Origin of the sequence: Paraburkholderia sp. BR10923, assembly GCF_040948765.1 — a bacterium.
Classification (GTDB): Bacteria; Pseudomonadota; Gammaproteobacteria; order Burkholderiales; family Burkholderiaceae; genus Paraburkholderia; species Paraburkholderia youngii.
This window is the reverse complement of the sequence record NZ_JBFPKO010000002.1, coordinates 1-24,667: the sequence shown is the minus strand read 5'-3', so window position 1 is coordinate 24,667 and position 24,667 is coordinate 1. Positions and strand designations below refer to the sequence as shown.

The 24,667-nt window shown below is 63.5% G+C and carries 22 protein-coding genes and 1 pseudogene; 14 read left to right on the top strand and 9 right to left on the bottom strand.

Annotated features, from left to right (window positions below):
* Nucleotides 1–175: 175 nt before the first annotated feature.
* The 5 genes from AB3X94_RS03510 (at nucleotide 176) to AB3X94_RS03490 (ending at nucleotide 5,497) form a co-directional block, all read left to right on the top strand.
* Nucleotides 176–2,125 (top strand): putative bifunctional diguanylate cyclase/phosphodiesterase, encoded by a 1,950-nt coding sequence (locus AB3X94_RS03510; protein ID WP_368610793.1) that lies wholly within the window; start codon nucleotides 176–178, stop codon nucleotides 2,123–2,125.
* A 29-nt stretch (nucleotides 2,126–2,154) separates the two neighbouring features.
* Entirely contained in the window at nucleotides 2,155–2,577 is a 423-nt protein-coding gene (locus AB3X94_RS03505; RefSeq protein WP_176106841.1) for a hypothetical protein, read from the top strand.
* Nucleotides 2,578–2,692: 115 nt separating this feature from the next.
* Nucleotides 2,693–2,917: a hypothetical protein gene (locus AB3X94_RS03500; RefSeq protein ID WP_368611015.1), complete on the top strand. Its 225-nt coding sequence runs from the start codon at nucleotides 2,693–2,695 to the stop codon at nucleotides 2,915–2,917.
* Between the two features lie 233 nt (nucleotides 2,918–3,150).
* The gene (locus AB3X94_RS03495; protein ID WP_368610792.1) at nucleotides 3,151–4,857 is read left to right on the top strand and encodes a fibronectin type III domain-containing protein; all 1,707 of its coding nucleotides are present in this window, start codon (nucleotides 3,151–3,153) and stop codon (nucleotides 4,855–4,857) included.
* A 199-nt stretch (nucleotides 4,858–5,056) separates the two neighbouring features.
* On the top strand, nucleotides 5,057–5,497 hold the full coding sequence (locus AB3X94_RS03490; RefSeq protein ID WP_176106839.1) for a hypothetical protein: 441 nt from the start codon (nucleotides 5,057–5,059) through the stop codon (nucleotides 5,495–5,497).
* A 66-nt stretch (nucleotides 5,498–5,563) separates the two neighbouring features.
* On the opposite strand, the gene AB3X94_RS03485 is transcribed toward AB3X94_RS03490, so the two are convergent.
* Entirely contained in the window at nucleotides 5,564–6,715 is a 1,152-nt protein-coding gene (locus tag AB3X94_RS03485; RefSeq protein WP_368610791.1) for a peptidyl-alpha-hydroxyglycine alpha-amidating lyase family protein, read from the bottom strand.
* A gap of 263 nt (nucleotides 6,716–6,978) precedes the next feature.
* Here AB3X94_RS03485 and AB3X94_RS03480 point away from each other — a divergent pair, with 263 nt between their 5' ends.
* Nucleotides 6,979–7,272 (top strand): DUF1330 domain-containing protein, encoded by a 294-nt coding sequence (locus AB3X94_RS03480; protein ID WP_176106837.1) that lies wholly within the window; start codon nucleotides 6,979–6,981, stop codon nucleotides 7,270–7,272.
* 47 nt (nucleotides 7,273–7,319) lie between these two features.
* Here AB3X94_RS03480 and AB3X94_RS03475 read toward each other — a convergent pair whose 3' ends face one another.
* The 3 genes from AB3X94_RS03475 to AB3X94_RS03465 all read right to left on the bottom strand — a co-directional run bounded on the left by AB3X94_RS03475 (nucleotide 7,320) and on the right by AB3X94_RS03465 (nucleotide 10,463).
* Nucleotides 7,320–8,171 (bottom strand): carbohydrate ABC transporter permease, encoded by an 852-nt coding sequence (locus AB3X94_RS03475; protein ID WP_176106836.1) that lies wholly within the window; start codon nucleotides 8,169–8,171, stop codon nucleotides 7,320–7,322.
* A complete protein-coding gene (locus tag AB3X94_RS03470; protein ID WP_176106835.1) occupies nucleotides 8,168–9,058 on the bottom strand; it encodes a carbohydrate ABC transporter permease in 891 nt (296 codons plus the stop codon). The genes AB3X94_RS03475 and AB3X94_RS03470 overlap by 4 nt, the downstream gene beginning before the upstream one ends.
* A 172-nt stretch (nucleotides 9,059–9,230) precedes the next feature.
* Nucleotides 9,231–10,463, bottom strand: a complete 1,233-nt coding sequence (locus AB3X94_RS03465; protein WP_176106834.1) for an ABC transporter substrate-binding protein — start codon at nucleotides 10,461–10,463, stop codon at nucleotides 9,231–9,233.
* Nucleotides 10,464–10,783: 320 nt separating this feature from the next.
* On the opposite strand from AB3X94_RS03465, the gene AB3X94_RS03460 reads away from it, so the two are divergent.
* From AB3X94_RS03460 to AB3X94_RS03430, 7 genes and pseudogenes are all read left to right on the top strand, one after another.
* Nucleotides 10,784–11,569 carry an SDR family oxidoreductase gene (locus AB3X94_RS03460; RefSeq protein ID WP_368610790.1) on the top strand — a complete coding sequence of 262 codons (786 nt, stop codon included), beginning with the start codon at nucleotides 10,784–10,786 and terminating at the stop codon, nucleotides 11,567–11,569.
* 64 nt (nucleotides 11,570–11,633) lie between these two features.
* Entirely contained in the window at nucleotides 11,634–12,716 is a 1,083-nt protein-coding gene (locus AB3X94_RS03455) for an ABC transporter ATP-binding protein (protein ID WP_176106832.1), read from the top strand.
* Nucleotides 12,717–12,786: 70 nt separating this feature from the next.
* Entirely contained in the window at nucleotides 12,787–13,650 is an 864-nt protein-coding gene (locus AB3X94_RS03450; protein ID WP_176106831.1) for a MurR/RpiR family transcriptional regulator, read from the top strand.
* A 417-nt stretch (nucleotides 13,651–14,067) separates the two neighbouring features.
* Nucleotides 14,068–15,303, top strand: coding sequence for a YbfB/YjiJ family MFS transporter (locus tag AB3X94_RS03445; RefSeq protein WP_368610789.1), 1,236 nt, complete (start codon nucleotides 14,068–14,070; stop codon nucleotides 15,301–15,303).
* 44 nt (nucleotides 15,304–15,347) lie between these two features.
* Nucleotides 15,348–16,550, top strand: a pseudogene (locus tag AB3X94_RS03440) (CpaF family protein); the annotation flags it as partial.
* A 52-nt stretch (nucleotides 16,551–16,602) separates the two neighbouring features.
* A complete protein-coding gene (locus AB3X94_RS03435) occupies nucleotides 16,603–17,580 on the top strand; it encodes a type II secretion system F family protein (protein ID WP_176106829.1) in 978 nt (325 codons plus the stop codon).
* A gap of 28 nt (nucleotides 17,581–17,608) precedes the next feature.
* Nucleotides 17,609–18,577, top strand: coding sequence for a type II secretion system F family protein (locus tag AB3X94_RS03430; RefSeq protein ID WP_368610788.1), 969 nt, complete (start codon nucleotides 17,609–17,611; stop codon nucleotides 18,575–18,577).
* Nucleotides 18,578–18,587: 10 nt separating this feature from the next.
* On the opposite strand, the gene AB3X94_RS03425 is transcribed toward AB3X94_RS03430, so the two are convergent.
* From AB3X94_RS03425 to AB3X94_RS03405, 5 genes are all read right to left on the bottom strand, one after another.
* Complete coding sequence (locus AB3X94_RS03425; RefSeq protein WP_176106827.1) at nucleotides 18,588–19,232, bottom strand: trimeric intracellular cation channel family protein; 645 nt, start codon at nucleotides 19,230–19,232, stop codon at nucleotides 18,588–18,590.
* A 57-nt stretch (nucleotides 19,233–19,289) separates the two neighbouring features.
* A complete protein-coding gene (locus tag AB3X94_RS03420) occupies nucleotides 19,290–19,745 on the bottom strand; it encodes a MarR family winged helix-turn-helix transcriptional regulator (RefSeq protein ID WP_176106826.1) in 456 nt (151 codons plus the stop codon).
* A 96-nt stretch (nucleotides 19,746–19,841) separates the two neighbouring features.
* Nucleotides 19,842–20,369: a GNAT family N-acetyltransferase gene (locus AB3X94_RS03415; RefSeq protein ID WP_176106825.1), complete on the bottom strand. Its 528-nt coding sequence runs from the start codon at nucleotides 20,367–20,369 to the stop codon at nucleotides 19,842–19,844.
* Nucleotides 20,366–20,953, bottom strand: coding sequence for a helix-turn-helix domain-containing protein (locus tag AB3X94_RS03410; protein WP_368610787.1), 588 nt, complete (start codon nucleotides 20,951–20,953; stop codon nucleotides 20,366–20,368). Before AB3X94_RS03410 ends, AB3X94_RS03415 begins: the two co-directional genes overlap by 4 nt.
* A gap of 148 nt (nucleotides 20,954–21,101) precedes the next feature.
* A complete protein-coding gene (locus AB3X94_RS03405) occupies nucleotides 21,102–22,298 on the bottom strand; it encodes a M23 family metallopeptidase (protein ID WP_368610786.1) in 1,197 nt (398 codons plus the stop codon).
* Between the two features lie 651 nt (nucleotides 22,299–22,949).
* On the opposite strand from AB3X94_RS03405, the gene AB3X94_RS03400 reads away from it, so the two are divergent.
* A partial coding sequence (locus AB3X94_RS03400; RefSeq protein ID WP_368610785.1) for an ESPR-type extended signal peptide-containing protein occupies nucleotides 22,950–24,667 on the top strand: 1,718 nt, incomplete at its 3' end.

Genomic DNA, 24,667 nt, shown 5'->3' with positions numbered 1-24,667 from the left:
TCGCACCGGGTCGAGCGGCTGCGGATTAGCGACGGTCCATTGCCATAAAAGCGTGGCTAATAGTCATTTCACGCCATTGCCCGCATTAATCTGATATTTTATGTTTATGTAATCGTTGCACGAGCCGTCCATTCGCATGCCGATTCGGACCCACTAACCGTCGAATGCGCAGGTCATGGCTTTTACCGAACCAAGGTCTCCATTTTTCAAGTGGCTCGTGTCCTCGGCTCAGAACCTGAGTCCGGACAACCGGCAGATTCTGCTCGCCAACCTGTTTACGCGAACCGCTTCTATCATATTCGCATCGATTTGCGAAATCAGCGTTTGCGCTACTGCGTATTATCTTTATCCAATTCCGCTGTATGCCGCGTGGGGCATTGCGGTCGTCGCATTGCTGATCGTGCGGCTCCTGTTGATCTGGCTATGCCGCACGCGCGCCGCGAAAGGGCTGCCCACACCGACTTCCGCGTTTCTTTTCGCGAGTCTGTTGTGGAGCGCGCTATTCGGCTTCGGCACATTTCTGTGCAATATCAGCGGAAGTCCCACGCTTTTTCTGCTTGGAAACGTTTGCGCGGTCGGTGTAATCGGCGGATTGGCCGGACGTAATGCGAGCACGCCGCGGCTTGCGTTATTGCAGATCGTTTTTATTCTGAGCTTTCTGAGTATCGGTGCGGCGATGTCGCCAGGCAATGGCAAGCTCGTGTTGCTATTTCAGGCACCCTTTTGCGCGGCCGGCTTTTTCACGGTTGCGCTGCGCAGCAATCGCGACACCGTCGCGTTGCTGCTCGCGCGCGAAAACAGTCATCGCCTCGCGCGTCAGGACAGCTTGACCGGTTTGCCGAATCGCGCGCGCATCAGCGAGCTGCTGCTCGAGCGCACCGGCGAGAGTTCGACCGGGCAGCGCGGGGCGTTCGCGGTGCTGCTGATCGACCTCGATGGCTTCAAGGCGATCAACGACAGTCTCGGCCATGCCGCCGGCGACCAGATTCTGCAGGAAGCGGCGACGCGTTTGTGCGACGTGCTGCCAAGCGGCGACCAGGTTGGCCGCCTCGCGGGCGACGAGTTCGTGGCGATTTCGGACGGCGCCGGGCAGCTTCGCGACGTGCGCGTGCTGGCCGATCGCATCGTCAGAACGCTGGCGCGGCCGTTCGTGCTGAGCGAAGCGCTCGTGCATATCGGCGCGAGCGTCGGCATCGCGCTGTACCCCGAACATGCGAATACCGGTCCGCAATTGCTGATCTGCGCCGACCGCGCGCTGTATGGCGTCAAGCGCAGCGGCAAAAGCGCGTTTGCGATTTTCGATGCCGAGAAGCACGTATCCGACGAAAGCCTGAGCCTGCTGCGCAGCGACCTCGAAGGCGCGCTGAAGTCGTTCGATGGTTTGCGCATGGAGTATCAGCCGATCATCGATCTTCACACCGGCGCGGTCGCGGGTCGCGAGGCGCTGATTCGCTGGGCTCATCCGACGCGCGGCGAGTTGTCGCCGTCGGCGTTCATTCCGACCGCCGAGCGCACCGGCCTGATTCTCCTGTTGGGCGAATGGGTGCTGCTGCAATCGTGCATGGCGGCGTCGACGTGGCGCGACAAGGTGATCGTCGCGGTCAACGTATCGCCGGTGCAGTTGCGCGAGGAATCGTTCGCATCGACGGTGACGGCGATACTTCGGAAAACGAGGCTGCCGCCGACGCGGCTCAATCTCGAGGTCACGGAAACGGCACTGCTGAACGACGATGAAGTGACCCGCCGCAACATCACCCGGTTGCGCGCATTGGGCATCGGGCTGGCGCTCGACGACTTCGGCACCGGCTTTTCGACGATGTCGACGTTGGTGCGCTTCTCGTTCGACAAGCTGAAGATCGACAGTTCGTTCGTGCGCGAGGCCGTGCATGGGCGCGAATCCGCGGCCGTGGTGCGCGGCATCGTCGCACTTGCGCGCGAGATCGGCATGCCGACCACGGCCGAGGGCATCGAAACCCAGGAGCAGCTCAATTTCGTGCGCGTATGCGGTTGCACGCATGCGCAGGGCTATCTGCTGGGCAAGCCGATGAGCAGCGAAGAAATCGAGCAGTGCGAAGCCGCGCTCGACGCGCGTGTCGCCGACAAGGCGGCGCCCGCGGACTTTTGATAACCGTTACCGACGCGATCGAGGTCGTGATGTCATCTCCCCTGCAATTCCAATTGCGGATCACCGCGTCGGCGGAGCTCGCCAACTCGCTGCGCGCGGACCCTTCGTGCGCCGCGCATCCAGCACTTCGCGCCCTTTTGCAAACGCAACACGCCACGCTCAAATGCCAGTTCGATGCATTCGCCGACTACGTGAGCGAAGCGGAAAGAATGGGCGCCGAGAACTACCCGCTTTATCAATGGACGCGGCAAACCATCGAGAACCCGGAGAAGAAAGCGAAATACCTCCGGTCGTTCACGCTTTACGTGAATGGCGACGAGGTGTATGGCAAGGATGTCGCCGATGCGCTCGAAGTCGGCTTGTCGAAGCTGATCGACGCGAACGGCATTGTTCGTGTGTCGAGGTTCGACACGAATCCCGCAAACAATCCACAGCCGCCCGCGCGCATGTGAGGCGACCGTTTAATTTTCACTCTGAAAGCTTCACGGTCAACCGGCTTAACATTTGACGACACGCCACGAAGTTCGTGAGACCATGGAAGTTCGCTTATTTTTGTGGGAGCGCGACATGGGACTTTTAGACGAAGTGGGCAAGATTGCCGGCGCGGTCGCCGCCGTTGAAGCCGAGGAGAAAGTCGATCCGGCGGCGGGCCTGTTGGCCAAAGGCGTGGCCGCCGTCGCCGGTTTCGAAGGCGCCGGCAAGCTCGAAGAGCTGGTGGAAAAGAAAGAAGAAGAGAAGAAGGACGACGCCGACAACGCTCGAGCCGCGGACGATACGAGTTCGCAAACCTGAGCGACGCTCGGGCGGATTGCCGGATGCATGCGCGTGATCGAATTGCGCGCTGCACCGGCAATTCGTTTTTCTGAGCGTTTCGATCTCAATCCCCACCTTCCGCTGTTCTCCCGATGTTTTCATCGGGCTGTCATCGCCGTCCGGCTACGATCGTCCGTCACTTTCCTTCCGCGCTCGCCCCGCGGGGTGTTGTTTTGCGCTGGCGTTCTTCCAACCGAACAACCATACCGGACATGTCGAACAGAAAAATCGTCAAGACAACGCCTGCCGATGAGCACGGCGCATCGATCGTCTCGCGTCGCGGCTTTCTGAAGTTCGCCGGCGTGTCGAGTCTCGCGACGGCGGCGGGCGCGCTCGCATCGACCGCGCGCGGCGCCAATAGCGGCACACCCGATGGCACGCCCGAGCAGATCCACCTGACCTGGGGCAGCGACCCGACGAGCGAAGTTACCGTGTCGTGGTCGTCGCTCGCGCCGGCGGTCAATCCGCAGGTGCGCATCAGCGGCACCCGTCACGGCGACCACGCGAAACATACGGTGCACGCGGTGCAAAGCACTTACACCGACGGCCTCAACGGCGAGGTCGTGTTCAACTATCACGCGCGCGTGCGCGAGCTGAAGGCCGACACGACCTATCAGTACGAAGTGACGGCCGATAACGACAGCAACGCATCGCAACCCTTCGCCGCGAGTTTTCGCACCGCGCCGCGCGGCCGCGCGCCGTTCCGCTTCACGAGCTACGGCGATCTCGCGACGCCCAATACGAACTGGGTGCTGTCGTCGCCGCAAAGCCGCTTCGCGGTGGCGGCCGTCGAGAGCTTCCAGCCGCTGTTCCATCTGCTGAACGGCGACCTCTGCTATGCGAATCTGAACCCGATGCAGCAGCCCCAGGTGTGGCGCGACTTCGGTAACAACGCGCAGACCTCGGCGTCGAACCGGCCGTGGATGCCGTGTCCGGGCAATCACGAGCTCGAATTCAACAACGGCGAGCAAGGGCTTGCGTCGTATCTGTCGCGCTACATGCTGCCGGACAATCACACGCGTTTTCCGGGCCGCTGGTACAGCTTCCGGGTCGGCTCGGTGCAGTTCATTTCGCTCGATGCGGACGACGTCGTCTATCAGGATGCCGCCGCGTTCGTCGCCGGGCCCGCGCCGTTGACGCCGGTCGCGAGTACCGGCAATCCGCCGATTCCAGCGGGCACCTCGCTGTACGTGCGCGGCTATAGCAATGGCGAGCAGACACGCTGGCTAGAGAAAGTGCTGGAGCATGCGTCGCACGATAACGACGTGGACTGGATCATCGTGCAGATGCATCAGGACGCGCTCAGTTCGTCGAAGACCGGCAACGGTTCCGACAAGGGCATTCGCGAAGCGTGGCTGCCGCTGTTCGATCGCTATGGCGTGGACCTCGTGCTGTGCGGTCACGATCACGACTACGAGCGCAGCTATCCGGTGCGCGGTTGCAATCACAACCGGGGCACCGACATCGCGACGGGGCGCCCGGTCGATACGTTGCAGCCCAAGCCGATCATGTCGGCGGTATCGGCGGGTGCATCGACGTTCGATACGAGTCACGGCACGATCCACCTGATTCTCGGCGGCGGCGGCACGAGCGCGCCGCTCGACGTGTATGGCGTCGATGCCGGCACGGGCCTGCCGCAGGCGCGCATCTTCACGAAGCCGAATCGCCCGGTGCCGGCGACGACCGCGGGCGCGTTCGTGCGCGCGAGCGCCGACGCGGTCGAAGACGCGATCTGGTCCGCGCAACGCGACACCGGCACCGGCTACGGCATCGCGGTGTTCGACTACGATCCGGGACAGCCCGGCGGCGACACGACGATCACGATGAACTACTACCATGCGCCTGGCGCGGATCAGACGCCGACACCGGAATATGCGCTGTTCGAGACGATCGAATTGAAGAAGAAGCGGCGCGGGTAGAAGAGTAGATTCAGACCGCTAACCGGCATTCACTCCAGGGGCCGCTCACCACGAGCGGCCCTGGTTTTTCGCGGTCACCGAAAAAACAATACCCCATTCATTTTGTTACACGTCTTACCGGGATGGCCGGTCGCAGTTACAAAGGCCTTTCGCAAGCCCCGCTATACTCGGCGCCGTCTCACTAAAACAAAGACCCGATATGTCGAAGAAGATCATCCAGATGGTTGCCGTGGCTGCATTGAGCGCCGCGGCGTCGTTGCCGGCCCTCGCCGGTGATATGAACAACATGCTCGGCGGCGCGCTCGGTGGCGTGGCCGGCGCGGCAGTCGGCGGCGCGGTGGGTGGCAGCACCGGCGCGGTGATCGGTGGCGCGGTGGGCGGTGGTGCGGGCGGCGCGGTCACGTCGAATCGTCGCGAACGTACCGGCGCGATCATCGGCGGCGCGCTCGGTGGCGGCGCGGGCACCGCGGCCGGCAACGCAATGGGCGGCCGCACTGGCGGCCTCGTCGGCGCGGCGCTGGGCGGCGGCGCGGGTTCGGCGCTCGGCGGCAACATCTCGCGCTCGAACTCGTACGCCGACGACTACTCGCGCGACTACCATTCGGGCAAGCGCCATCACAAGCATCGTCATTACGACTGAGATGGCTTGACATAGACGGGGCTGGTCCGCGTGCGCATCACAGGCGAACGCGGCGGCCCTCGTCCATCACTCATGCAAGACCAGTTTCTGAATGCGCCAGTTCAGCAACTCGGCAACGAATAAGACGTTTTCCGAAGGGCACGCCATCTCGTGAATCCAGCCGAACTGTTTCGGCTGTTTGCCCGCCTTGCCGAGTACGCCGAGCACTTTGCCATCGAGCGTCATCTTGTAGATGCGGCCCGGAAACGCGTCGGCGCTATAGAGCACCTGATTCGGTCCCGGCGAAATGCAGATCGCCCAGGGTGAGCCCGGCGCGAACGTGCCCGCGGCGAGTTCCGCTTCGCTCGGCATGTTGCCGATCGCGGGACGCGCGTCCGGCGGCACCGGTACGTCGATCGTGAACTGCCGCAGGAACGTGCCCTCGGTATCGAACACCTGGATGCGCCGGTTGCTCCGATCGGCCACGTACACGTGGTCGTGCGCATCGACTGCAATGCTATGCGGCGTATGGAATTGCCCGGGTCCCGTGCCGCGATCACCCCATGACTTCAGCCAGTTGCCGTCGCGATCGACCTTCGCGACGCGCGAGTTGATGTATCCGTCGCTGATATAGGTGTTGCCCGCCTTGTCCCACGCGACGTCGGTCACCTGGCGAAAGCGTCCGGGTTCGGACGGCAGCGGCGGATTCGGATGCTTGAGCGGCGCGGTCTCTTCGTCCGATGCTTCCTGCTTGCGGCCGAACACCATCGCGACGCGTCCTTCCGGCGTGAATTTGATCACCATGTCCGAGCCCTTGTCGGTGACCCAGACGTTGTCATGCCGGTCCACCTTCACCGTGTGCGCGAACGACCACGCGTACAGGTTGTGGCCGATCTCACGCACGAAGCGTCCATCGGGCGCGAACTCGAGCAGTTGCGCGGCGGCCGCGCCATACGCGGGGCCGGTGGTGTTGCCGCGCGACAGCACGAAGATATGGCCACGCGAATTGAGCGCGACGCCCGAGCATTCGCCGAAGTACGTGTCGTTCGGCAAACGTACGGGGTTGGCAATCGAGTCATAAGCAATCGTGGGCACGTCGGGTGCGTCCGCGGCGAACGCGGACGGCATCGCGAGTCCGGCGGCACTGCCCGCAAGCAGGCTCATGAAAGTCCGGCGGCTCATCGCCCGATGGTCGGGACTGCCGCAGCATGCACAAAACGACTCGTATCGCTCGCTCATTCGTTGTCTCCTTTGATCCATCGCTTGAAGTGTGCAAAGGCAAGCCTAGTGCACAAAACGCTTAATAGCTAAGTCGTTTTGCGATGCTGGGAGAGACACTTCCGTTATGCGCTCCACATGCTCTTTCGCGACCGGCTGACAGTCAGATGGAATGTGCGGTGAGGGCAGGGCATCGCGAGCCAGCCCGCTTTGCTACCATGCAAGACAGCGACCGCCATGGTCCGCTTTCATCCCGCGTTGGTCCATCACACAAGGAGATTCGAATGAGCAAAGGTTATTGGGTGACGTCGTACCGCAAGACGAACGATCCGCAGAAACTGGCCGCGTACGCGCAACTCGCCCCGGCCGCGGTAGCGGCGGCAGGCGGCAAGTTCATCGTGCGAGGCGTGGCGGACGAGGCGCGCGAGCAGGGCCTCAAGGAGCGCACGGTCGTGATCGAATTCCCGACCTACGAGGCGGCCGTCGCCGCTTACGAAAGCGACGAGTACAAGAAGGCGCTGGCCGCATTGGGCGATGGCGTGGAGCGCGATCTGCGCATCGTGCGCGGCGCCGACTAACGCGCGAGCCGCATGTGCATACTGCGCGGCACTCGCCGCGCAGCCGCTTACTTCACCGCGCCGAGCGCGAGCCCCTTCACCATATAACGCTGCAACCACGCAAACACGATCGAAACCGGCAGCGTCGCGCCCAAGGTCGCGGCCATCACCAGATGCCATTCGACCACGTACTTGCCCGCCACCATATCGGTCACCTGCACGGTCAGCGTCTTGTTTTCCGGCGAACGGATCAACGTATAGACCACCGCGAACTCGTTCCACGCATTGATGAACGTGAAGATCGCAGTTACGACGATCGCCGGCACCGCGAGCGGCAGAAACACCTTGAACACCGCGCGCGTACGGCTGCAGCCTTCGAGCCACGCGGATTCCTCGAGATCCTGCGGCACGGTCTGAAAGTACGACGACAGCATCCACACCGCGAACGCGATATTGAACGCCGCGTACGACACGATCACGCCGATCCTCGAATCGACCAGATTGCCGTCGCCCCACGGAATCATCGCCGCGAGCCGGAACAGGCCGACCACCAGCAGGATCGGCGACAGCATCTGCGTGACGAGCAGGAACTGCCTGTACAGACCGCGTCCGCGAAACGGAAAGCGCGCGAGCGCGTAAGCGGCGGGCAGGCTCACCGCGAGTGCGAGCGCGGTGGACAGGCAACTGATGATCGCGCTGTTGCGCAGCGCGACGCCGAAGTTGGCCGCGTCCCACATGTCGACGAAATTGCGCCACTGCCACTGCACCGGCAGCCAGCGCGCCGGATAGACGAAGATCTCCGACGCGGGCTTTACCGAAGTGAAGAACATCACCGCGAACGGAAACAGTATGACGATCACGAGCGGCGTCAGCGCGATCCAGCACCACAGCGAGCGTTTGGTCTTCGCGCTCAGACTCATGACGGCACTCCTTCTTTCGTGCGTTGCAGACGCAGATAAGCGATCGAGAACGCGAACAGCATGACGAGCATGATCAGCGAAACGGCGGCCGCTTCGCCGGGGCGTCCGAGCCGGAAGCCGAGTTCATACAGATAGGTGACGAGGATGTGCGTGCTGTTGTCGGGGCCGCCTTGCGTCATCACCCAGATGATCGGAAACGAGTTGAACACGTAGATCACGTTCAGCAGGATCGCCATGTTGATGAACGGGCGCAGCAGCGGCATCGTCAATTGACGGAACTGCTGCCACGCGCTCGCGCCGTCGATCCGCGCAGCTTCGTAGATATCGCTCGGCACCGAAGACAGGCCGCCAAGAAAAATCGTCACCGTGAACGGAATCGACACCAGAATGCCGACCGCGATTTCGACGGGGAACGCGAACTCGGGCGTCGCGAGCCAGTGAATCGGGCCGCTGATCAGGCCGAGCCGCTGCAGCGTCACGTTGACCATGCCGTAGTCGTCGTTGAAGGCCCAGCGCCAGACGACGGCGGTCATCGTCAGCGAGACGGACCACGGCAGCATCACGATCGTGCGCGCGACACCGCGGCCGTGGAAGTCCTGATTCAGAATCAGTGCGACAGGTACCGAGATCAGCACCGTGCCACCCACCACGCACACGGTCCAGATGATCGTGCGGCGTACCGAAGCGAGAAACACCGGGTCCTGGAATACGTTGATGAAATTCTGCGCGCCGGTGAAGTCGCGAATCGCGCCGAAGCGCGACACCTCATGCAGCGATTGCCACACGATGTTGAAAATCGGATAGCTGATGATGAACAGCGCAAGCACGAGGCTAGGCGCAATCAGCAACCAGGGCGCGTGCGCGCGCGGAGAAACGGAGCGGCTCATGCGTGCTCGATCGTAAGACGCGCCCGCTTTCTGGCGGCGGGCGCGACGGAATGGGCCGGTGGGTGCGTCGTGCTGCATAGGCTCGAATATTGGGGGGTGTGCGCAACGCGCGGCGCTTCAGCTACGGCGCCGCGCGTCCCCTGTTCGTCTCGTTACTGCCGGAAACCGCGTATCAATGACCGAGCGACTTGTTTGCCTGCGCAGCCGCCGCATTCAACGCGTCAGCCGGTTGCGCCTTGGTCAGATATATCGCTTGCATCGAATCGGTCACGGCCTTCGCGGTGTCTTCCCAGCCGGTCACGGTCGGCGCGAAGTGAGCCGTGGGCAGCAACGCGATGAACGCCTTGATGTCCGGATCGTTGAACGCCGGGTCCGCCGCTTCGGCCTTCGTGGTCGGCAGGAAGCCCTCGGTCGTCGTGAACTCGACGCGCGGTTCCTTCGTGAACAGATAGTCGAGGAACTTCCACGCGGTCTTCTTCGCCTTCGAGTTCTTGAACATCACGATCGAGTCGGTGACCGCGTAGGTGGCATGCGTCGTGCCCATCGGCACCGGATCGATGCCGTACTTCAGGTTCGGCGCTTCCTTCTTGATCTGCTTCGCGAGGAACGGCGCGGAGATCACCATCGCGACGCGGCCCTGCTTGAACAGGTTCTGCACGTCTTCGCGGCTATAGCCGGTGACGCCCGGTTGCGTGAGGCCCTGGTCGATCATCTGCTTGTACATCGTCGCGGCCTTCACGCCCGCCGGCGAATTGAACGCGGCCTTGCCGTCCTTGCCCACCACGTCGCCGCCCATCGTCCACAGCGCGTAGTAATAGTAGACGTCGGTTTCGATTTCCTTGCCTTGCAGGCCGAAGCCGGCGATGCCTTGCGCCTTCAGCTTCTTCGATGCATCGATCACGTCGTTCCAGGTCTTCGGGCCGTCGGGGTAGCCGACCTTCGCGAGCATGTCCTTGTTGTAGTACAGCGCGCGTGCGGAAGCGGCGATGGGCAGCCCGTAGGTCTTGCCGTTGATCTGGCCGGGCGCGAGGAACGGACCGATGAAGCGGGCCTTGAAGTTCGCGTCCATATAGCCGTCGAGCGGCTCGGCGACGTCGTCCTTCACGAAGTCGAGCAGCCACCGCGTGCCGACGATCGCGAGGTCCGCGTTGGCGCCGCCGGAGATGTCCGTTTGCAGCTTCTGTTGCAGCGTGTCCCAGTTCACGTCTTCGATCTTGATGGTCGTGCCGGGGTTGGCCTTCTCGAAATTGCGGGCCATTTTCTCGAAGTACGGCGCGGTCGCGTCGCTGTAGTGCGCGACCGTCACGCGGACCGTTTCGGCGTGGGCCGACACGGCGATACCTGCAAACGCGAGCGCCACGGCGACTTTGCCTAGCGCGAGGGAAGCACGGGCATGCAACGACATTTTTCTCTCTCCTGTGGGTGGTTTGCTGCCGTCGCCGGCCGCCTTGGGTAAATTGTTTGAAAAAATCCTACATGACGCAAAATAGCTTGTCACGTAGGGTCTGCGATATTTTTTCCTCGGTGATTTTGTGCATAAGATGCTGGAAAGCATGGGGTATTCTGCACTGCGCGATGTTACGGAAACCCACTCTTCGGGATGACCGGGCAGTCGTCGCAAAACGCTTTTTGTAAGAAATTTACAGCGAGGCGCGCGGCGCGAGCCGGGTGGCGGAAGGCGACGGCAAGACGGCCGAATCGGCCGGGCGAACGAGCGAGGAACACATGGATCGTGTCGTATTGGTAACCGGCGCATGCGGCGGTATCGGCAGCGTGTTATGCGAGCGCTTCGTGGCGGCGGGCGACACCGTGCTCGCGCTCGACATCGACGCGGCAGCGCTGCAAGCGCTGAGCGCGCGACTCGGCGCACAACAGGGCGCAGTCAAAATCGTGCCGGTCGCGGTCGATCTCGGCGACGCCGCCGCGGTGCAGCAAGCGGTGGCCGCGGCGGTCGCGCAGCGCGGACCGGTCGACGTGCTGGTCGCGAACGCGGGCGCGGCGCTCGGCGCGTCGCTCGCGACTACCGACGCCGCGAGCTGGCAGCGCGACATCCATCTGAATCTGAACGGCACGTATCACACGGTCGAGGCGGTGCGCGCGTCGATGATCGAACGGCAGCGCGGCGCGCTCGTGCTGATCGGCTCGGTGAACGGTCTCGCGGCGCTCGGTCACCCGGCATATAGCGCCGCGAAAGCCGGCCTCATCAGCTATACGAAGGCGCTCGCGATCGAGCTGGGCCGCTATGGCATTCGCGCGAACATCGTATGCCCGGGCACTGTGAAGACGCAGGCGTGGCAGGCCCGCGTCGACAAGAATCCGCAGGTGTTCGAGGAACTGAAGAAGTGGTACCCGTTGTGCGACTTCGCGACGCCCGACGACATCGCCGATGCGGTGCTGTTTCTCGCGTCGCCGCAAGCGCGCGTGATCACCGGAGTCGCATTGCCGGTCGATGGCGGCTTGATGGCGGGCAACCGGCTAATGGCGCAGGAGCTGACGCTCGAGTCGTTCTGAGCCACGCACGGCGCGCGCATTACGACACCCGCAATACAACACGCAGCAAGACGATGAGGACAGCATGGCAGCAGTGCAACTGAGCGGCATCTTCAAACGCTATGGCGACACCCAGGTCGTGCATGGCATCGATCTCGACATCGACGACGGCGAGTTCGTCGTGCTGGTCGGTCCGTCAGGCTGCGGCAAGAGCACGCTGATGCGGATGGTGGCCGGGCTCGAGGAAATCAGCGGCGGCGATCTGATGATCGGCGGCACGCGCGCGAATACGCTCGCGCCGCAGCAGCGCAATATCTCGATGGTGTTCCAGAGCTACGCGCTGTATCCGCATCTGTCGGTGTATGAAAACATCGCGTTCGGTCCGAGAATTCGCAAAGAGTCGTCGGAGAAATACAAGCCGCGCATCGATGCGGCCGCGAAGATGCTGAACCTCAGCGGCTATCTGGACCGTTTGCCGCGCGCGCTGTCGGGTGGTCAGCGGCAACGTGTCGCGATGGGCCGCGCGGTGGTGCGCGAGCCGTCGCTGTTCCTGTTCGACGAGCCGCTGTCGAATCTCGACGCAAAGCTGCGCGTGCAGATGCGCACCGAAATCAAGGCGCTGCATCAGCGCTTGAAGAACACGGTGATCTACGTCACGCACGATCAGATCGAAGCAATGACGATGGCCGATCGCATCGTCGTGATGAACGCGGGACGGATCGAGCAGATCGGCCGTCCGCTCGAACTCTATGACCGGCCGGCGAATCTGTTCGTCGCGAGCTTCCTCGGCTCGCCGTCGATGAATTTCGTCGAGGGCGTGATCGTCACTCGCACCCAGGGTGCGGGCCTCGCATTGAAGCTCGCGGACGGCAGCGAGGTCGCGCTCGAAAGCACGCCTGCGTCGGCCGTGGTCGGTGCGCAGGCCACGCTCGGCGTGCGGCCCGAGCACATCGAGATCACGGCGCAGATACCGGATGCCGCGCTCGACGTCGAAGTGATCGAGCCAACTGGCGCCGAGACGCACTTGTACGGGAAAATAGGCGGCTCCGCGTGGTGCGTGACAACGCGCGAACGCTCGAAGATCGAGCCCGGTCAGCGCGTTGCGCTGCGTCTGCCGGCCGAACACATTCATCTGTTCGATACGGAGAGTGGACGCAGGCTGGTTTGATCAGGCCGATTGAAGCGAAGAAGCTGCGAGCGACGCGGAACCATATGAAACAGCCCCTAAGGAACACCGGGTGTCCGCACCGAACTTGATTCCCCATATCCGCAACGCACTCGCGAGTCTGCGGCCCGCCGAGCGCAAGGTCGCCGACATGGTGCTTGCCGACGTCGACTTCGCGATGCGCGCGAGCATCACCGATCTCGCGCAGCGCGCCGACGTGTCCGAGCCTTCCGTCACGCGTTTTTGCCGCGCGATCGGTGCGCACGGTCTGCGCGACTTCAAGATGCAGCTCGCGCAAAGCGTGGCGGGCGGCTTGCCGTATGCGTCGACCGCGGTCGCGCGCGACGACGACGTGCAGACCTTGATGGACAAGGTCGGGGAAGCGGCGATCGACGGCATCACGCATGCGCGCGGCGCGCTCGATCCTGCGGTGGTCGAAAGCGCGATCGCGGCGCTCGTGAGCGCCCGGCGGGTGTTTTTCTTCGGCGTGGGTTCAGGTTCCGGGCTCGTCGCGCAGGATGCGGCGCTGCGGTTCTTGCGCATCGACATCGCGGCGGCCGCTTTCACAGATGGTCATTTGCAGCGTCTTTACGCGGGCCTGATGGAGCCGGGCGATGTCGCGTTTGCGATCTCGCATTCGGGGCGCAGCGTCGAAGTCAACGAAAGCATCCAGATCGCGAAGGAGCGCGGCGCGACGACGATCGCGCTGACCAACGTCGGCTCGCGGCTCGCATGGCTCGTCGATATTCCGCTGCTGCTGCGCGTGGCGAGTCCGATCGATCCGAATACGCCGGGCGTATCGCGGCTCGTGCATCTGTGCATCATGGATGCGCTCGCGATCGGCGTCGCGCTGAAGGCCGGGCCCGAGACGCTGGAAAAGATGCGCCACGCGAAAGCTCGGCTCGTGCCGCATGAGCCGGAAGGGGCGGGCGGGTAGAGCGCTCGAAGCGCTGGCGCGCCGTCCTCTTCGGCCAGCCAATCATCGACACCTTTCACCGGCTGCGCGACCGTTGCCGCCGCGCGAACCTTGCCGCCCATCGGCAGATCGAGCAACTGCCACTTGTCATGCCTCGCGAGTTCGAGCGAGAAGCTCGCGGCTTCATCCGACCACAGCAACCGCTCATCGATATCGACCGACGTATTGCGCAACGCGCAACGCAGGCGCTTGCGCAGCGTCGTGTTCGGATGCAGCCGCGCGCGCTCGCGCTCGGCCACAACTGCAACTCGCGTAGCTCTGCAACTAACCGTCAAGCCGAAACGTCTCTCCCGGCTATCATGGCAATCTGCCGCATACGTCCGACTCATCATCCAATCAGAACCGGCTCGCAGCGTTCTCGTTCAGGTCCGTCCGTCCATGTCCCTCCGTTCCGCCGACACCGCATCGCACGCTTCAACCACGATCACCCCCCGCCGTCTGCCGACACTGCTGCTGGCCGCCGCGCTATCGCTCGGCAGCGCAACAGCGCTCGGCCTCGCGCGCTTCGCCTACGCGCTGCTGTTGCCGTCGATGAAGCTCGACCTCGGCTGGAGCTTCGCGCAGGCCGGCGCGATGAACACCGCGAACGCGCTCGGCTATCTGCTCGGCGCGCTGGTGTTTCCGCGCCTCGCGCGCCGCTGGTCGGCGGGCGCGCTGTTCGCGGGCGGTTGCGTGCTGACCGCGCTGTTGATGGCCGGCAGCGGCGTCACCGCCAGCACGGATGCGCTGCTGACACTGCGCGTAATCACCGGCGCGAGCAGCGCGGCGATCTTCATCGGCGGCGGCGTGCTCGCGGCGCGGCTCGCGTCGGCGCGCCCGCGCGACGCGGGGCTCGTGCTCGGTCTGTATTACGGGGGCACCGGCTGGGGGATCGTCGCGTCGTCGTTGCTGGTGCCGGTGACGATCCTTGACGCCGCCCACGGCTGGCAGTTCGCGTGGTTCGCGCTCGCGGCGGCCTGCGCGCTGTTCGCCGCTGTCGCGATCGGCGCGTCGCGCAGAATCGAGCGCGCGCATACGAGCGCGGCGGCTGCCGCGCATGCAGCCGGCGCCACTTCCGCGCCGGGTTGGCCGCACTTCGCAGCCGCGCTCGCGGGCTACGGACTGTTCGGCGTCGGCTATATCGGCTACATGACGTTCATCGTCGCGCTGCTGCGCAACGCCGGCATGAGCGCGGCGGTCGTCACCGGCTTCTATCTGCTGCTCGGCGCCGCGACCGTGGTGTCGGCGCGGATCTGGTCGACGCTGCTCGATCGCATGCGCGGCGGCCAGGCGCTCGCCGTGCTCAACGCGCTGCTGGCGATCGCGACGCTGCTGCCCGCGCTGTTCACGCAGCCGTGGGTCGCCTTCGTTTCGGGCACGCTGTTCGGCGCGACGTTCCTGTCGGCGGTCGCATCGACGACCGCGTTCGTGCGCCACAATCTGCCCGCGAGCCACTGGGCGAAGGGCATCAGCGCCTTCACGATCGTGTTCGCATTCGGGCAGATCGTCGGGCCGGTGGTGATCGGCTGGGTGTCGGATGGCGCCGGGCTCGCGCGCGGGCTCGTGTATTCGGCGCTGCTGCTGGCGGGCGGCGCGGTACTCGCGGCGTGTCAGAAGGCGTTGCGCGCGGCGTGAGCCGCGTTACGCGTGCTGCGCGTTCAGCGATAAGTCCAGAACCGATGCCGCCCGAGCAGGTCCGCCAGGAGATCGCGACGCTGATCGGCCGCATTCTCGAAGACCAGAAGGCGCCCGCCAACGATCTCGAACGCCGGCAACTCGTCGGCGACGTGCACGACGAAATGTTCGGCTTCGGTCCGCTCGAAGTGCTGCTGCGCGACCCGACCGTATCCGACATCCTGGTGAACACGCATCGTCATACCTACGTCGAGCGCCGTGGCCGGCTGGAGGCGACCGAGGTGACCTTCTACGACGACGCGCATCTGATGAAGGTCATCGAGAAGATCGTCTCCGGCGTCGGCCGCCATATCGACGAATCGAGCCCGATGGTCGACGCACGCCTGCCGGACGGCTCGCGCGTGAACGCAATCATCCGGCCCTGCGCGATCGACGGTCCGTTGCTGTCGATTCGCCGTTTCGCCGCGAATCCGTTGCAGGTTGCCGACCTGATCGAATTGCAGAGCCTGACGCCGCCGATGGCGGAAGTGCTCGACGCGCTCGCGCGCGCGAAGGTGAACATCCTCGTGTCGGGCGGCACGGGCAGCGGCAAGACCACGCTGCTGAACGTGCTGTCGGGATTCATTCCGGGCGACGAGCGCATCGTCACGATCGAGGACGCGGCCGAGCTGCAGCTGCGCCAGCAACACGTGCTGCGGCTGGAGACGCGTTCGCCGAACATCGAGGGACGCGGCGAGATAACGCAGCGCACGCTGGTGCGCAACGCGCTGCGGATGCGCCCCGACCGCATCATTCTCGGCGAGGTGCGCGGCGCCGAAGCGCTCGACATGCTGAACGCGATGAACACCGGCCACGAAGGCTCGCTGTCGACGATCCACGCGAACACACCGCGCGATGCGCTGACGCGCCTCGAAAACATGATGACGCTCGGCGGCCTGTCGCTGCCGACACGCACGATGCGCCAGCAGATTTCGTCGGCGATTTCGGTGGTCGTGCAAGCCACGCGTCTGACCGACGGCCGCCGCAAGATCGTCAGCATTTCGGAGCTGACCGGCATGGAGGGCGACATGATCAACATGCAGGAGATCTTCGTGTTCCGCCGCTCCGGCGTCGATACGAAGGGCAACGTGCGCGGCCATTTCTGCGCGACCGGCGTGCGGCCGAAATTCGCCGAGCGCTTGCAGGCATTCGGCGTGGCGCCGTCGGAGCAGATCTACGATCCGGCGCGGCGCTTCGAAACGACATGACGTGCACGGGCAACGCGCACAGACCGCTTGCCCGGTGTTTCAGGAGACTTGCATGAGCCCGATTTTCTACGCGTCGATCATTCTGCTGTTCGCGGCCGTGGTGCTCGCGACGGGTGGCGTCTACGAGTATTGGAACAGCCGGCACGGCCCGGTCGCGCGCCGCGTCGATGCGCGGATTCGCGCGGTATCGGCCGGCGGCCCGATGAGCCGGCAGCGTCTGTCGATTCTGAAGACACGCACGATGGCCGAGTCGGCGGTGCTCGCGCGGCTGCTGCTGCGTATTCCGCGCGTGCATGCGCTCGATCTGTTTCTGCAGCAGTCGGGGCTGTCGTGGTCGGTCGGCCGATTCTTCGGCACCTGCGCGGTGTTGCCGCCATTCGTGCTGATCGTGGGCGCGAGCCTCAGGGTGCCGTGGGTCTTCACGACCGGCGCCGCCGCTTTATGCGCGTTGCTGCCGATCGTCTACGTGCAGCGGCGCCGCCACCGGCGCATTCGTCAGCTCGAACGGCAACTGCCGGACGTTTGCGACATGCTCTCGCGAGCATTGCGCTCGGGCCATGCGTTCACCGGCGCGATCGATATGGTCGGCGCCGAGTTCGCCGAGCCGATGAGCGGCGAGTTCCGCATCGTGTTCGATGAGATCAACTACGGCGTGTCGATCAGCGAGGCGCTGACGAATCTCGCGACCCGTGTGCCGATTCGCGATCTGCGCTACTTCGTGATCGCCGTCGTGATCCAGCGCGAGACCGGCGGCAATCTCGCCGAAGTGCTCGACGGCATCACCGCGCTGATCCGCGACCGCTTCAAGCTGTTCGACAAGGTTCGCGTGCTCTCCGCCGAAGGCAGGATGTCCGCGTGGGTGCTGGGCCTGCTGCCGTTCGGCGTCGGCGGCGCGATGATGGCGATCAACCCCGGGTTCCTCAACGTGCTGTGGTGGGACCCGGCGGGCGTCAGGATGATCGCGGTGGCGAGCGTCGCCATGCTGTTCGGGATTCTGTGGATGCGGCACATCGTGAAGATTCGCGTTTGAGCGGGCTCGATGTCATCGGAGAAGGACCATGCAAACACTGAACATCACGCAGATTCTGTTGCTCGCCGGCGTATTCGCGATCGTTTTCGCGGCCGTGTTCGGCGCGATGCATCTGAGCACGCCGCGCGACATGAGCCGCCGCATCGAGCAGGCGGGCGGTGCGAATGCCGTGCCGGCGCCGGAGCAACTCGACGCCGCCGCGCAGACGCCGTGGTACGAAAAGCTCGTCGAGATCTCGCAGCCGATCTCGAAGCTGTCGGTGCCGAAGGACGGCTGGGAGCAATCCGCGCTGCGTGTGCAGTTGATGAACGCCGGCTGGCGCTCGGCCAACGCCGTGCCGATCTATCTGGCCGCGAAGACCGCGCTCGCGCTGACGTTGCCGCTCCTGGCGATGCTCGCGCTGTACGGCTCGTCGTTCGCGAGCTCGCTGCTCGAACGCGCGATCGTGCTCGTCGTGCTGGCCGCGCTCGGCTACTACCTGCCGAACGTCGTGCTGTCGCGCTGCACGGCAACGCGCCAGCGCAGCATCGTCGAGGACTTTCCCGATGCGCTCGACCTGCTGACCGTATGTGTGGAAGCGGGGCTGGGCCTCGATGCGTCGCTGATGAAAGTCGGCGAGGAAATCCGCCTGCGCAGCGCGGTGGTCGCGAGCGAGCTCGAACTGATGCTGCTCGAAATGCGCTCGGGTTTCTCGAAGGAAAAGGCACTGCGCAATTTTTCGCTGCGCACCGGTGTGGAAGACATCGACTCGTTCAGTGCAATGCTGATCCAGGCCGAGCGCTTCGGCACCAGCATCGGCGCGTCGTTGCGCGTGCTGTCCGATATGCTGCGCACGCGCCGCCGGATGCGCGCCGAGGAGCGGGCCGCGAAGATTGCGCTGAAGCTGCTGTTTCCGCTGATGTTCTGCATTTTTCCGGCGCTGCTGGTCGTGCTGATGGGGCCCGCGATGATTCATATCTATCGCGATCTGCTGCCGAGCATGGCGGGCGGCGCATGACCACAGCCCGCTATGAATTGTCGCGCGTCTCGGCCGCGCGTCTGCCCTGGAAGACCGGGAGCCGCCAGCCGTAGCGCAGCGACGCGAGCCGCACCAACATGCAAGCCAACGTCGCGAACCACGGCGTCCACCAGTCCGTCCAGCCCGCATACGAAAAGCCGACCTGCACCGCCGCGCCGAACAGCGCGGCAGACGCATAGATCTCGCGCTCGAGAATCGCGGGCACGCGCGAGAGCACGACGTCGCGCATCACGCCGCCGCCCACCGCGCTGACGACGCCGAGCAGGATCGCGAGTTCGGCATTGTGGCCATACGTGAGCGCTTTCTGCGCGCCCGACACCGCGAACAGACCGAGCCCGATCGCATCGAAGAACAGCACCGGCTGACGCAGCCGGCGAACCTGCGGATACGCGAGAATCGTCACCGCGGACGCTGCGAGCGCGGTGGCCAGATAGCGCCAGTTCGACAGCCCCGCCGGTGGGATCGCGCCGATGCACACGTCGCGCACGATGCCGCCGCCGCACGCGACCATGAAGGCGATCACGATGATGCCGAACAGGTCGAGCCGTCGTTGACGTGCGGCGACCGCGCCGCTGATCGCGAATACGAAGGTGCCGATCAGATCGAGAATGGTGTAGACGGCGTGTGAATTCACTGAGTGGTTTCGTGTTGGGCGAGCGCAGGGAGGGCGCTGCGAAATGCGGACCGTCGGTCAGGAGCTCGCGGGCGGCGCGCTTGCGGACTCGCTTTCGAGCAGGCTACGCGAAAGCTTGCTAAGCAGACGTTCGAGCGTTTTACGTTCGTTCGCGCTCAGCGCCTTCGCGAGCTCGACTTCAAGCTCGGTGCCTACCGCTTCGGACGCTTGCGCAACTTCGAGGCCGTGATGGGTGGCGCGTAACGCGATGCTTCGACGGTCCGATGCATGCACGTTGCGCGTGATCAGGCCGCGTGATTCAAGCTCGGCGAGAACTTTGGAAAGCAGCGTCTTTTCGATCAACGCGCGCTGCGAAACGGCCTTGGGCGTGATGTCGGGCTCCGCGCATACGAGGCGCAGCACGCGCAGCGCGCGCACGTCGAGATCCCAGCGCTCGCGGTAGACCAGGTTCGCGCGGTTGATCAGCAACGCGCTGGTCAGATCGAGCCTGAAAGTCAGGAAGTCCGAGTACAAGAATTTGCTCCGCTGTCGACCGTTATCCGTCGTGCAGGCATTATAGGCAAGTAGTTGAAACTTTCAAATACTTGCGCCGCGTGGACTGCGTGTGCGTCAAAGCTGTTTGAAATAGAAGGTGGTGGCGCACAACGCGCCGTCGGGCATCAGCGCGTAGTTCGGCACGCTGCCGACGCGTTGCCAGCCGGCGCGCTGATAGAGTCGCTCGGCATCGCCGCCGGTTACGGTGTCGAGCACGAGGACCGATTTTTTCTCTTCCCGCGCAAGGCGATCGAGTTCGCTCATCAGAGCGTGCGCGACGCCGTGCCGGCGTGCTCTTCTGTGTACGAGCATCTTCGCCACGTCGGCTCGATGCGGCTGATTTTCGGGTTGCGCGATGATCAACTGCACGGTGCCGACGATGCTGCCGTCTCGATCTTCGGCGATCAGCAACGCGCGTTCGCCGCGTGCGACGCTTTGGGCGACGTTGCGCCAGAACGCGAGGGCTGTGTTGCGCGAAATCGGCAGCATGAAGCTGACCGATGCTCCGCCTTCCACGCAGTCGATCAGCACATCGGCGAGCGCTTCGATGCAGGCCGCCGCTTCGTTCGCGCCGACGCGCCGAATGGTCACGTTATCGCTCATCCGCTTCTCCGTTCATTGATGGGGGACGTGCTCAGCGCGACCAGATAGCGCGCGCGTTTGCGAGTGGGGTTGCGAAACACGATAGGGCTGTCGAGCCGCATCGCCAGGCAGTCGCCTGACTTGAGCCGCCAACTGGTGTCGCCGACCGTGATTTCCATCGACCCGTCGAGCATCCACACCTGTTGATCAATGTCCGCGTCGCGCGTGCCGGTTTCGTAGCTGACGCGCTGACCGGCAGGGAAGTCGACTTCGACCAACTGGATCGCCGAGCGCGCGGTAGGCGACAGATGACGACGCACATAACCGGAACCCGGATCGGTCCACACCGCCTGTTCGGACGCGCGACTGACCGGCGACGGCTCGGCCACCGCTGCGCCATCCTGCTCGAACAGCGATGCGAGCGGCACGTTCAACGCGGTGGCAAGTTTATCGAGCACGGTCGCGGTGGGGCTGCTTTGCCCGCGCTCGATGAGCGAGATATTCGAGCGGCTGACCTTGCTGCGCTCGGCCAGTGCGTCGAGCGACCAGTTCTGAGCGTCCCGTAGCGCTTTGACTCGACGAGCGATCAGGGCGTTGATGTCCATGCTATCCAGTTTAAGAGATTATTTGTCTAGTAAACTAGAGATGGTTTTTTTGATTGTCAATAGTGGGCGGCGCGTGCTCGCTCGCAATCGCACGCATTGCAACGCTCGCGGTCTTTGAGCTCGCGTTTCAAGTCAGCGAGCTGTGCCGCTATGCAGGCGAATTCGGCGTGCCTGCGGTATTCGACGCCATCCTGTTTGCCGGAGCATCGACGGGCAATGCAGCGAGTTGTTCACGCAGGGCGCCCGTCATGCTGTCGAACGCAATCCGCTCAGTGGTCGTGAGCGGCGAAGCGCCAGTTCGGCCTGTCAAAGTGAGCGGATCGATCGGTTGATCGTACTCACGCACCTCAAAATGCAGATGGTTGCCCGTAGCCGTACCGGTGCTGCCCACCGAGCCGAGCGGTTGTCCTTCGGCGACCGGTTTGCCGACCCGCAAATCGCGGGAAAAGGCGGACAGGTGTGCGTAGTGCGTCGTGAAACCTCGCGGATGACTGAGTACGACGATGTTGCCGTATCCGGGTTTGAAGCCGATGAACCGCACGGTTCCTGCGGCGGCCGCGACGACGCGTGTCCCCTTCGGTGCGGCAAAGTCCACACCTGTGTGCATCTGGTGTTTGCCCTTGACCGGATGGGTTCGGTAACCGAATGGCGAACTGAGCCGCACGTAGTTGAGGGGCATGGAGAACGGCTTCGCGGCGAGTCCACGCCCGTCGAATGAATAGTAGTCTCCATCGGTGCGCCCCGGTGCGACAAACCAAACGGCCTGGTAGACCTCACCGCCCGAGCGGAGCTCGACCGCCGTTAGACGCTTGCGCTGTGCGTTCGTATCGTCGCTTTCGTAGAGAACACGATAAGTGTCGCCCTTGTGCGCGGGCGCGGCGAGGTTGAGTCGAGGAGCGAAAATATGCGCGATCTGCTCCTGTATCTCCGCCGGCACGCTGTCCCGCGCCAGCGTGTCGCGCAACGTTGCTTCGATCTTCCCTGCGTAAAAACCGCTGTCGAGATCCGACATGACAAGCGGTGCAGCGTGGGATAGCTGACCATTGCGGGTTTTGCTGCCGGAGTCATTGACAGCCGGCGCCGTCACTTCCAAGGCTCGGGACAATTGGCGTGCACTTGATCCGTGCCCGCGACTGACGATCTCCGCTTCCGTAACCTCATTCGGCGCTCCCAGCATCGCAACCATGCCAAACAGAAACACGGCGGCCGCCGGAGATTTAAATCCGCAATAGACCGAATGAACCACATTCTCGGAAATAACCTGAGCGCGAGAGCAGGCGTGACGTAAATGGCGTAAGCGCATCATTTCAAAACCTCGCAGTCGGAATAAAAGGGCTGCAGGCATGAAATGACGTCGCTTGAAACGCCACGGGACCCCGATAAATCGAACAAGGGATTCTCTTTCTCGCTACACAACCCGGTATAAGGAGCTTTCAGTCTATGGGGCGCAACGGGCTATCAATATCGGGAGAATCCGAATTTTGAGATAGGCTCGGCGCCAGTACCGTCAACCGCATGAGCGTCGTCCCGCCATTTTTTCATGCAGGGCGAACCGAGTGCTTTCGCGGATGGCGTTCCCGCTCGCGCTGTCGGGCGATCCAGCGTTTCTTCAGTGCAGCGGACACGCAGGCTTGTTTAAGCCTGCGTGTCTATCGCAGGTTGTAAAAAAACACCAGTTACCGGTTTTCGCAAAAATCGCAGTTTTCTCTTAAAACCTCTTATGCGCAGCCGCCAAGCGATTTTTAGGGTGCTTGGTATTAAATTGATTTTTCAAATAGATCTAATAGCTGAACTCGATCGACGATTCGGATCGGTCCTATTTTTATCCTATCCCAAAAATCTAAGATGAAATCAGTTTCAAAGATTCGAAGGCAACGGGAATTCTGTGTGTTCTGTATTTAATGGTAACGATTTAATTGTATCTGGTTAATTTCCGTGATTTTCGGGTGGCGATTCGCCGCAAATCTATTTTCATTACCTTGATAGGGATAGGATCATGAACAAGTCGTATATCAGCGTCTGGAACGAAGCCCTGGGTTCGTGGGTAGCTGCGTGTGAAAACTCGAAGACTCGTGGCAAGCGCGGCAAGTCGAAAGCAGTCAGTCTGATGGGTGCGGCGTTGCTGGCGACGAGCGCAATTGCGCCTCTCGCGCATGCGCAGTACGCGGCGGGTAGCGGCTTTGCAGAGGGCCCGTCCTCCGTGGCAATCGGTGCGGATTCCGGCAATGCTGCATTCGCTTTAGGCGATAGCTCCACTGCGGTCGGCTCGAACGCGGCCGCGACGGGTGCGGGCAGCGCGGCCTTTGGTAACGACACTACGGCAATCGGCACGGGTTCGTTCGCCGCTGGTGGCGGCAGCCACGACGGCTCGACCCCTGGTGCAATCGCAGCGGCGGACTGGTCGGTGGCGCTGGGCCGGTCGACTGTCATGTACGGTGCGACCGCTGGCATTGCGATCGGTCTGAACAATACCGCCTCCGCTGCTGGTGCGGTGGTGATGGGTTCGAACTCGATCGCTTCGGGTTCCGACTCGATCGCCTTCGGTACCGGTACGAGTGCGACCGCGGCAAACTCCGTGGCGCTGGGCTCGGGTTCGATCGCCGACCGCGAAAATACGGTGTCGGTTGGCAGTGCGATGGCCATGCGCCAGATCACCAATGTTGCGGCCGGCACGCAAGACTCGGACGCGGTCGTCGTGTCGCAGCTCAAGGGCGTGACGACCGCGCTCGGCGGCGGTGCTGCGGTCGATGCCGACGGTTCCGTCAAGGCGCCTGCGTACAGCGTGGGCGGTACGACGGTCGACAACGTGGGTGACGCGTTCGCCAACGTCGATGCCCGTACCACGCAGAACACGGCCAACATTCAGAACATTGCCGGTGACGTTATGAACATCACGAACGGGCTGGACAACGGCACGATCGGTCTGGTGCAGCAGGATGCAACCAGTCGTGACATCACGGTGGCAAAAGACGCTGACGGTTCGGCGATCAACGTGGCAGGCACCGCGGGCAACCGTACGGTGACGGGGGTGGCTGCAGGCGCAGTGCGGGCATCGAGCGTGGACGCGGTCAACGGTGGCCAGCTGTACGGCACGGCGTCGAGCACGGCCCGGGCGCTGGGCGGTGGTTCGATCGTGCTTGCGGATGGCTCGATCAGCGCGCCGAAGTTCAGCGTGGGTGGCACGACGGTGTACAGCGTGGCCGAAGCCGTGACGAACCTCGACGGTCGCACGACGCAGAACACGGGCGACATTGCGCAGAACGCGGGCGATATCGCGCTGAATGCAACTGACATCGCAAAGAACACCAGCAACATCGCGCAGAACGCGTCCAGCATCACGAACGTCCAGAACCAGTTGTCCGAAGGCACGGTGGGTCTGGTCCAGCAGGATGCAACCACCCGCGACATCACGGTGGCAAAAGACGCTGACGGTTCGGCGATCAACGTGGCAGGCACCGCGGGCAATCGTACGGTGACGGGGGTGGCTGCGGGCGCAGTGCGGGCATCGAGCGTGGACGCGATCAACGGTGGCCAGTTGTACGGCACGGCGTCGAGCACGGCCCGGGCGCTGGGCGGTGGTTCGATCGTGCTTGCGGATGGCTCGATCAGCGCGCCGAAGTTCAGCGTGGGTGGCACGACGGTGTACAGCGTGGCCGAAGCCGTGACGAACCTCGACGGTCGCACGACGCAGAACACGGGCGACATTGCGCAGAA

Coding starts and splice junctions, on each gene's coding strand:
- AB3X94_RS03510 (WP_368610793.1), top strand. CDS start 176: ATGGCTTTTACCGAACCAAGGTCTCCATTTTTCAAGTGGCTCGTGTCC.
- AB3X94_RS03505 (WP_176106841.1), top strand. CDS start 2,155: ATGTCATCTCCCCTGCAATTCCAATTGCGGATCACCGCGTCGGCGGAG.
- AB3X94_RS03500 (WP_368611015.1), top strand. CDS start 2,693: ATGGGACTTTTAGACGAAGTGGGCAAGATTGCCGGCGCGGTCGCCGCC.
- AB3X94_RS03495 (WP_368610792.1), top strand. CDS start 3,151: ATGTCGAACAGAAAAATCGTCAAGACAACGCCTGCCGATGAGCACGGC.
- AB3X94_RS03490 (WP_176106839.1), top strand. CDS start 5,057: ATGTCGAAGAAGATCATCCAGATGGTTGCCGTGGCTGCATTGAGCGCC.
- AB3X94_RS03485 (WP_368610791.1), bottom strand. CDS start 6,715: ATGAGCGAGCGATACGAGTCGTTTTGTGCATGCTGCGGCAGTCCCGAC.
- AB3X94_RS03480 (WP_176106837.1), top strand. CDS start 6,979: ATGAGCAAAGGTTATTGGGTGACGTCGTACCGCAAGACGAACGATCCG.
- AB3X94_RS03475 (WP_176106836.1), bottom strand. CDS start 8,171: ATGAGTCTGAGCGCGAAGACCAAACGCTCGCTGTGGTGCTGGATCGCG.
- AB3X94_RS03470 (WP_176106835.1), bottom strand. CDS start 9,058: ATGAGCCGCTCCGTTTCTCCGCGCGCGCACGCGCCCTGGTTGCTGATT.
- AB3X94_RS03465 (WP_176106834.1), bottom strand. CDS start 10,463: ATGTCGTTGCATGCCCGTGCTTCCCTCGCGCTAGGCAAAGTCGCCGTG.
- AB3X94_RS03460 (WP_368610790.1), top strand. CDS start 10,784: ATGGATCGTGTCGTATTGGTAACCGGCGCATGCGGCGGTATCGGCAGC.
- AB3X94_RS03455 (WP_176106832.1), top strand. CDS start 11,634: ATGGCAGCAGTGCAACTGAGCGGCATCTTCAAACGCTATGGCGACACC.
- AB3X94_RS03445 (WP_368610789.1), top strand. CDS start 14,068: ATGTCCCTCCGTTCCGCCGACACCGCATCGCACGCTTCAACCACGATC.
- AB3X94_RS03435 (WP_176106829.1), top strand. CDS start 16,603: ATGAGCCCGATTTTCTACGCGTCGATCATTCTGCTGTTCGCGGCCGTG.
- AB3X94_RS03430 (WP_368610788.1), top strand. CDS start 17,609: ATGCAAACACTGAACATCACGCAGATTCTGTTGCTCGCCGGCGTATTC.
- AB3X94_RS03415 (WP_176106825.1), bottom strand. CDS start 20,369: ATGAGCGATAACGTGACCATTCGGCGCGTCGGCGCGAACGAAGCGGCG.
- AB3X94_RS03410 (WP_368610787.1), bottom strand. CDS start 20,953: ATGGACATCAACGCCCTGATCGCTCGTCGAGTCAAAGCGCTACGGGAC.
- AB3X94_RS03405 (WP_368610786.1), bottom strand. CDS start 22,298: ATGCCTGCAGCCCTTTTATTCCGACTGCGAGGTTTTGAAATGATGCGC.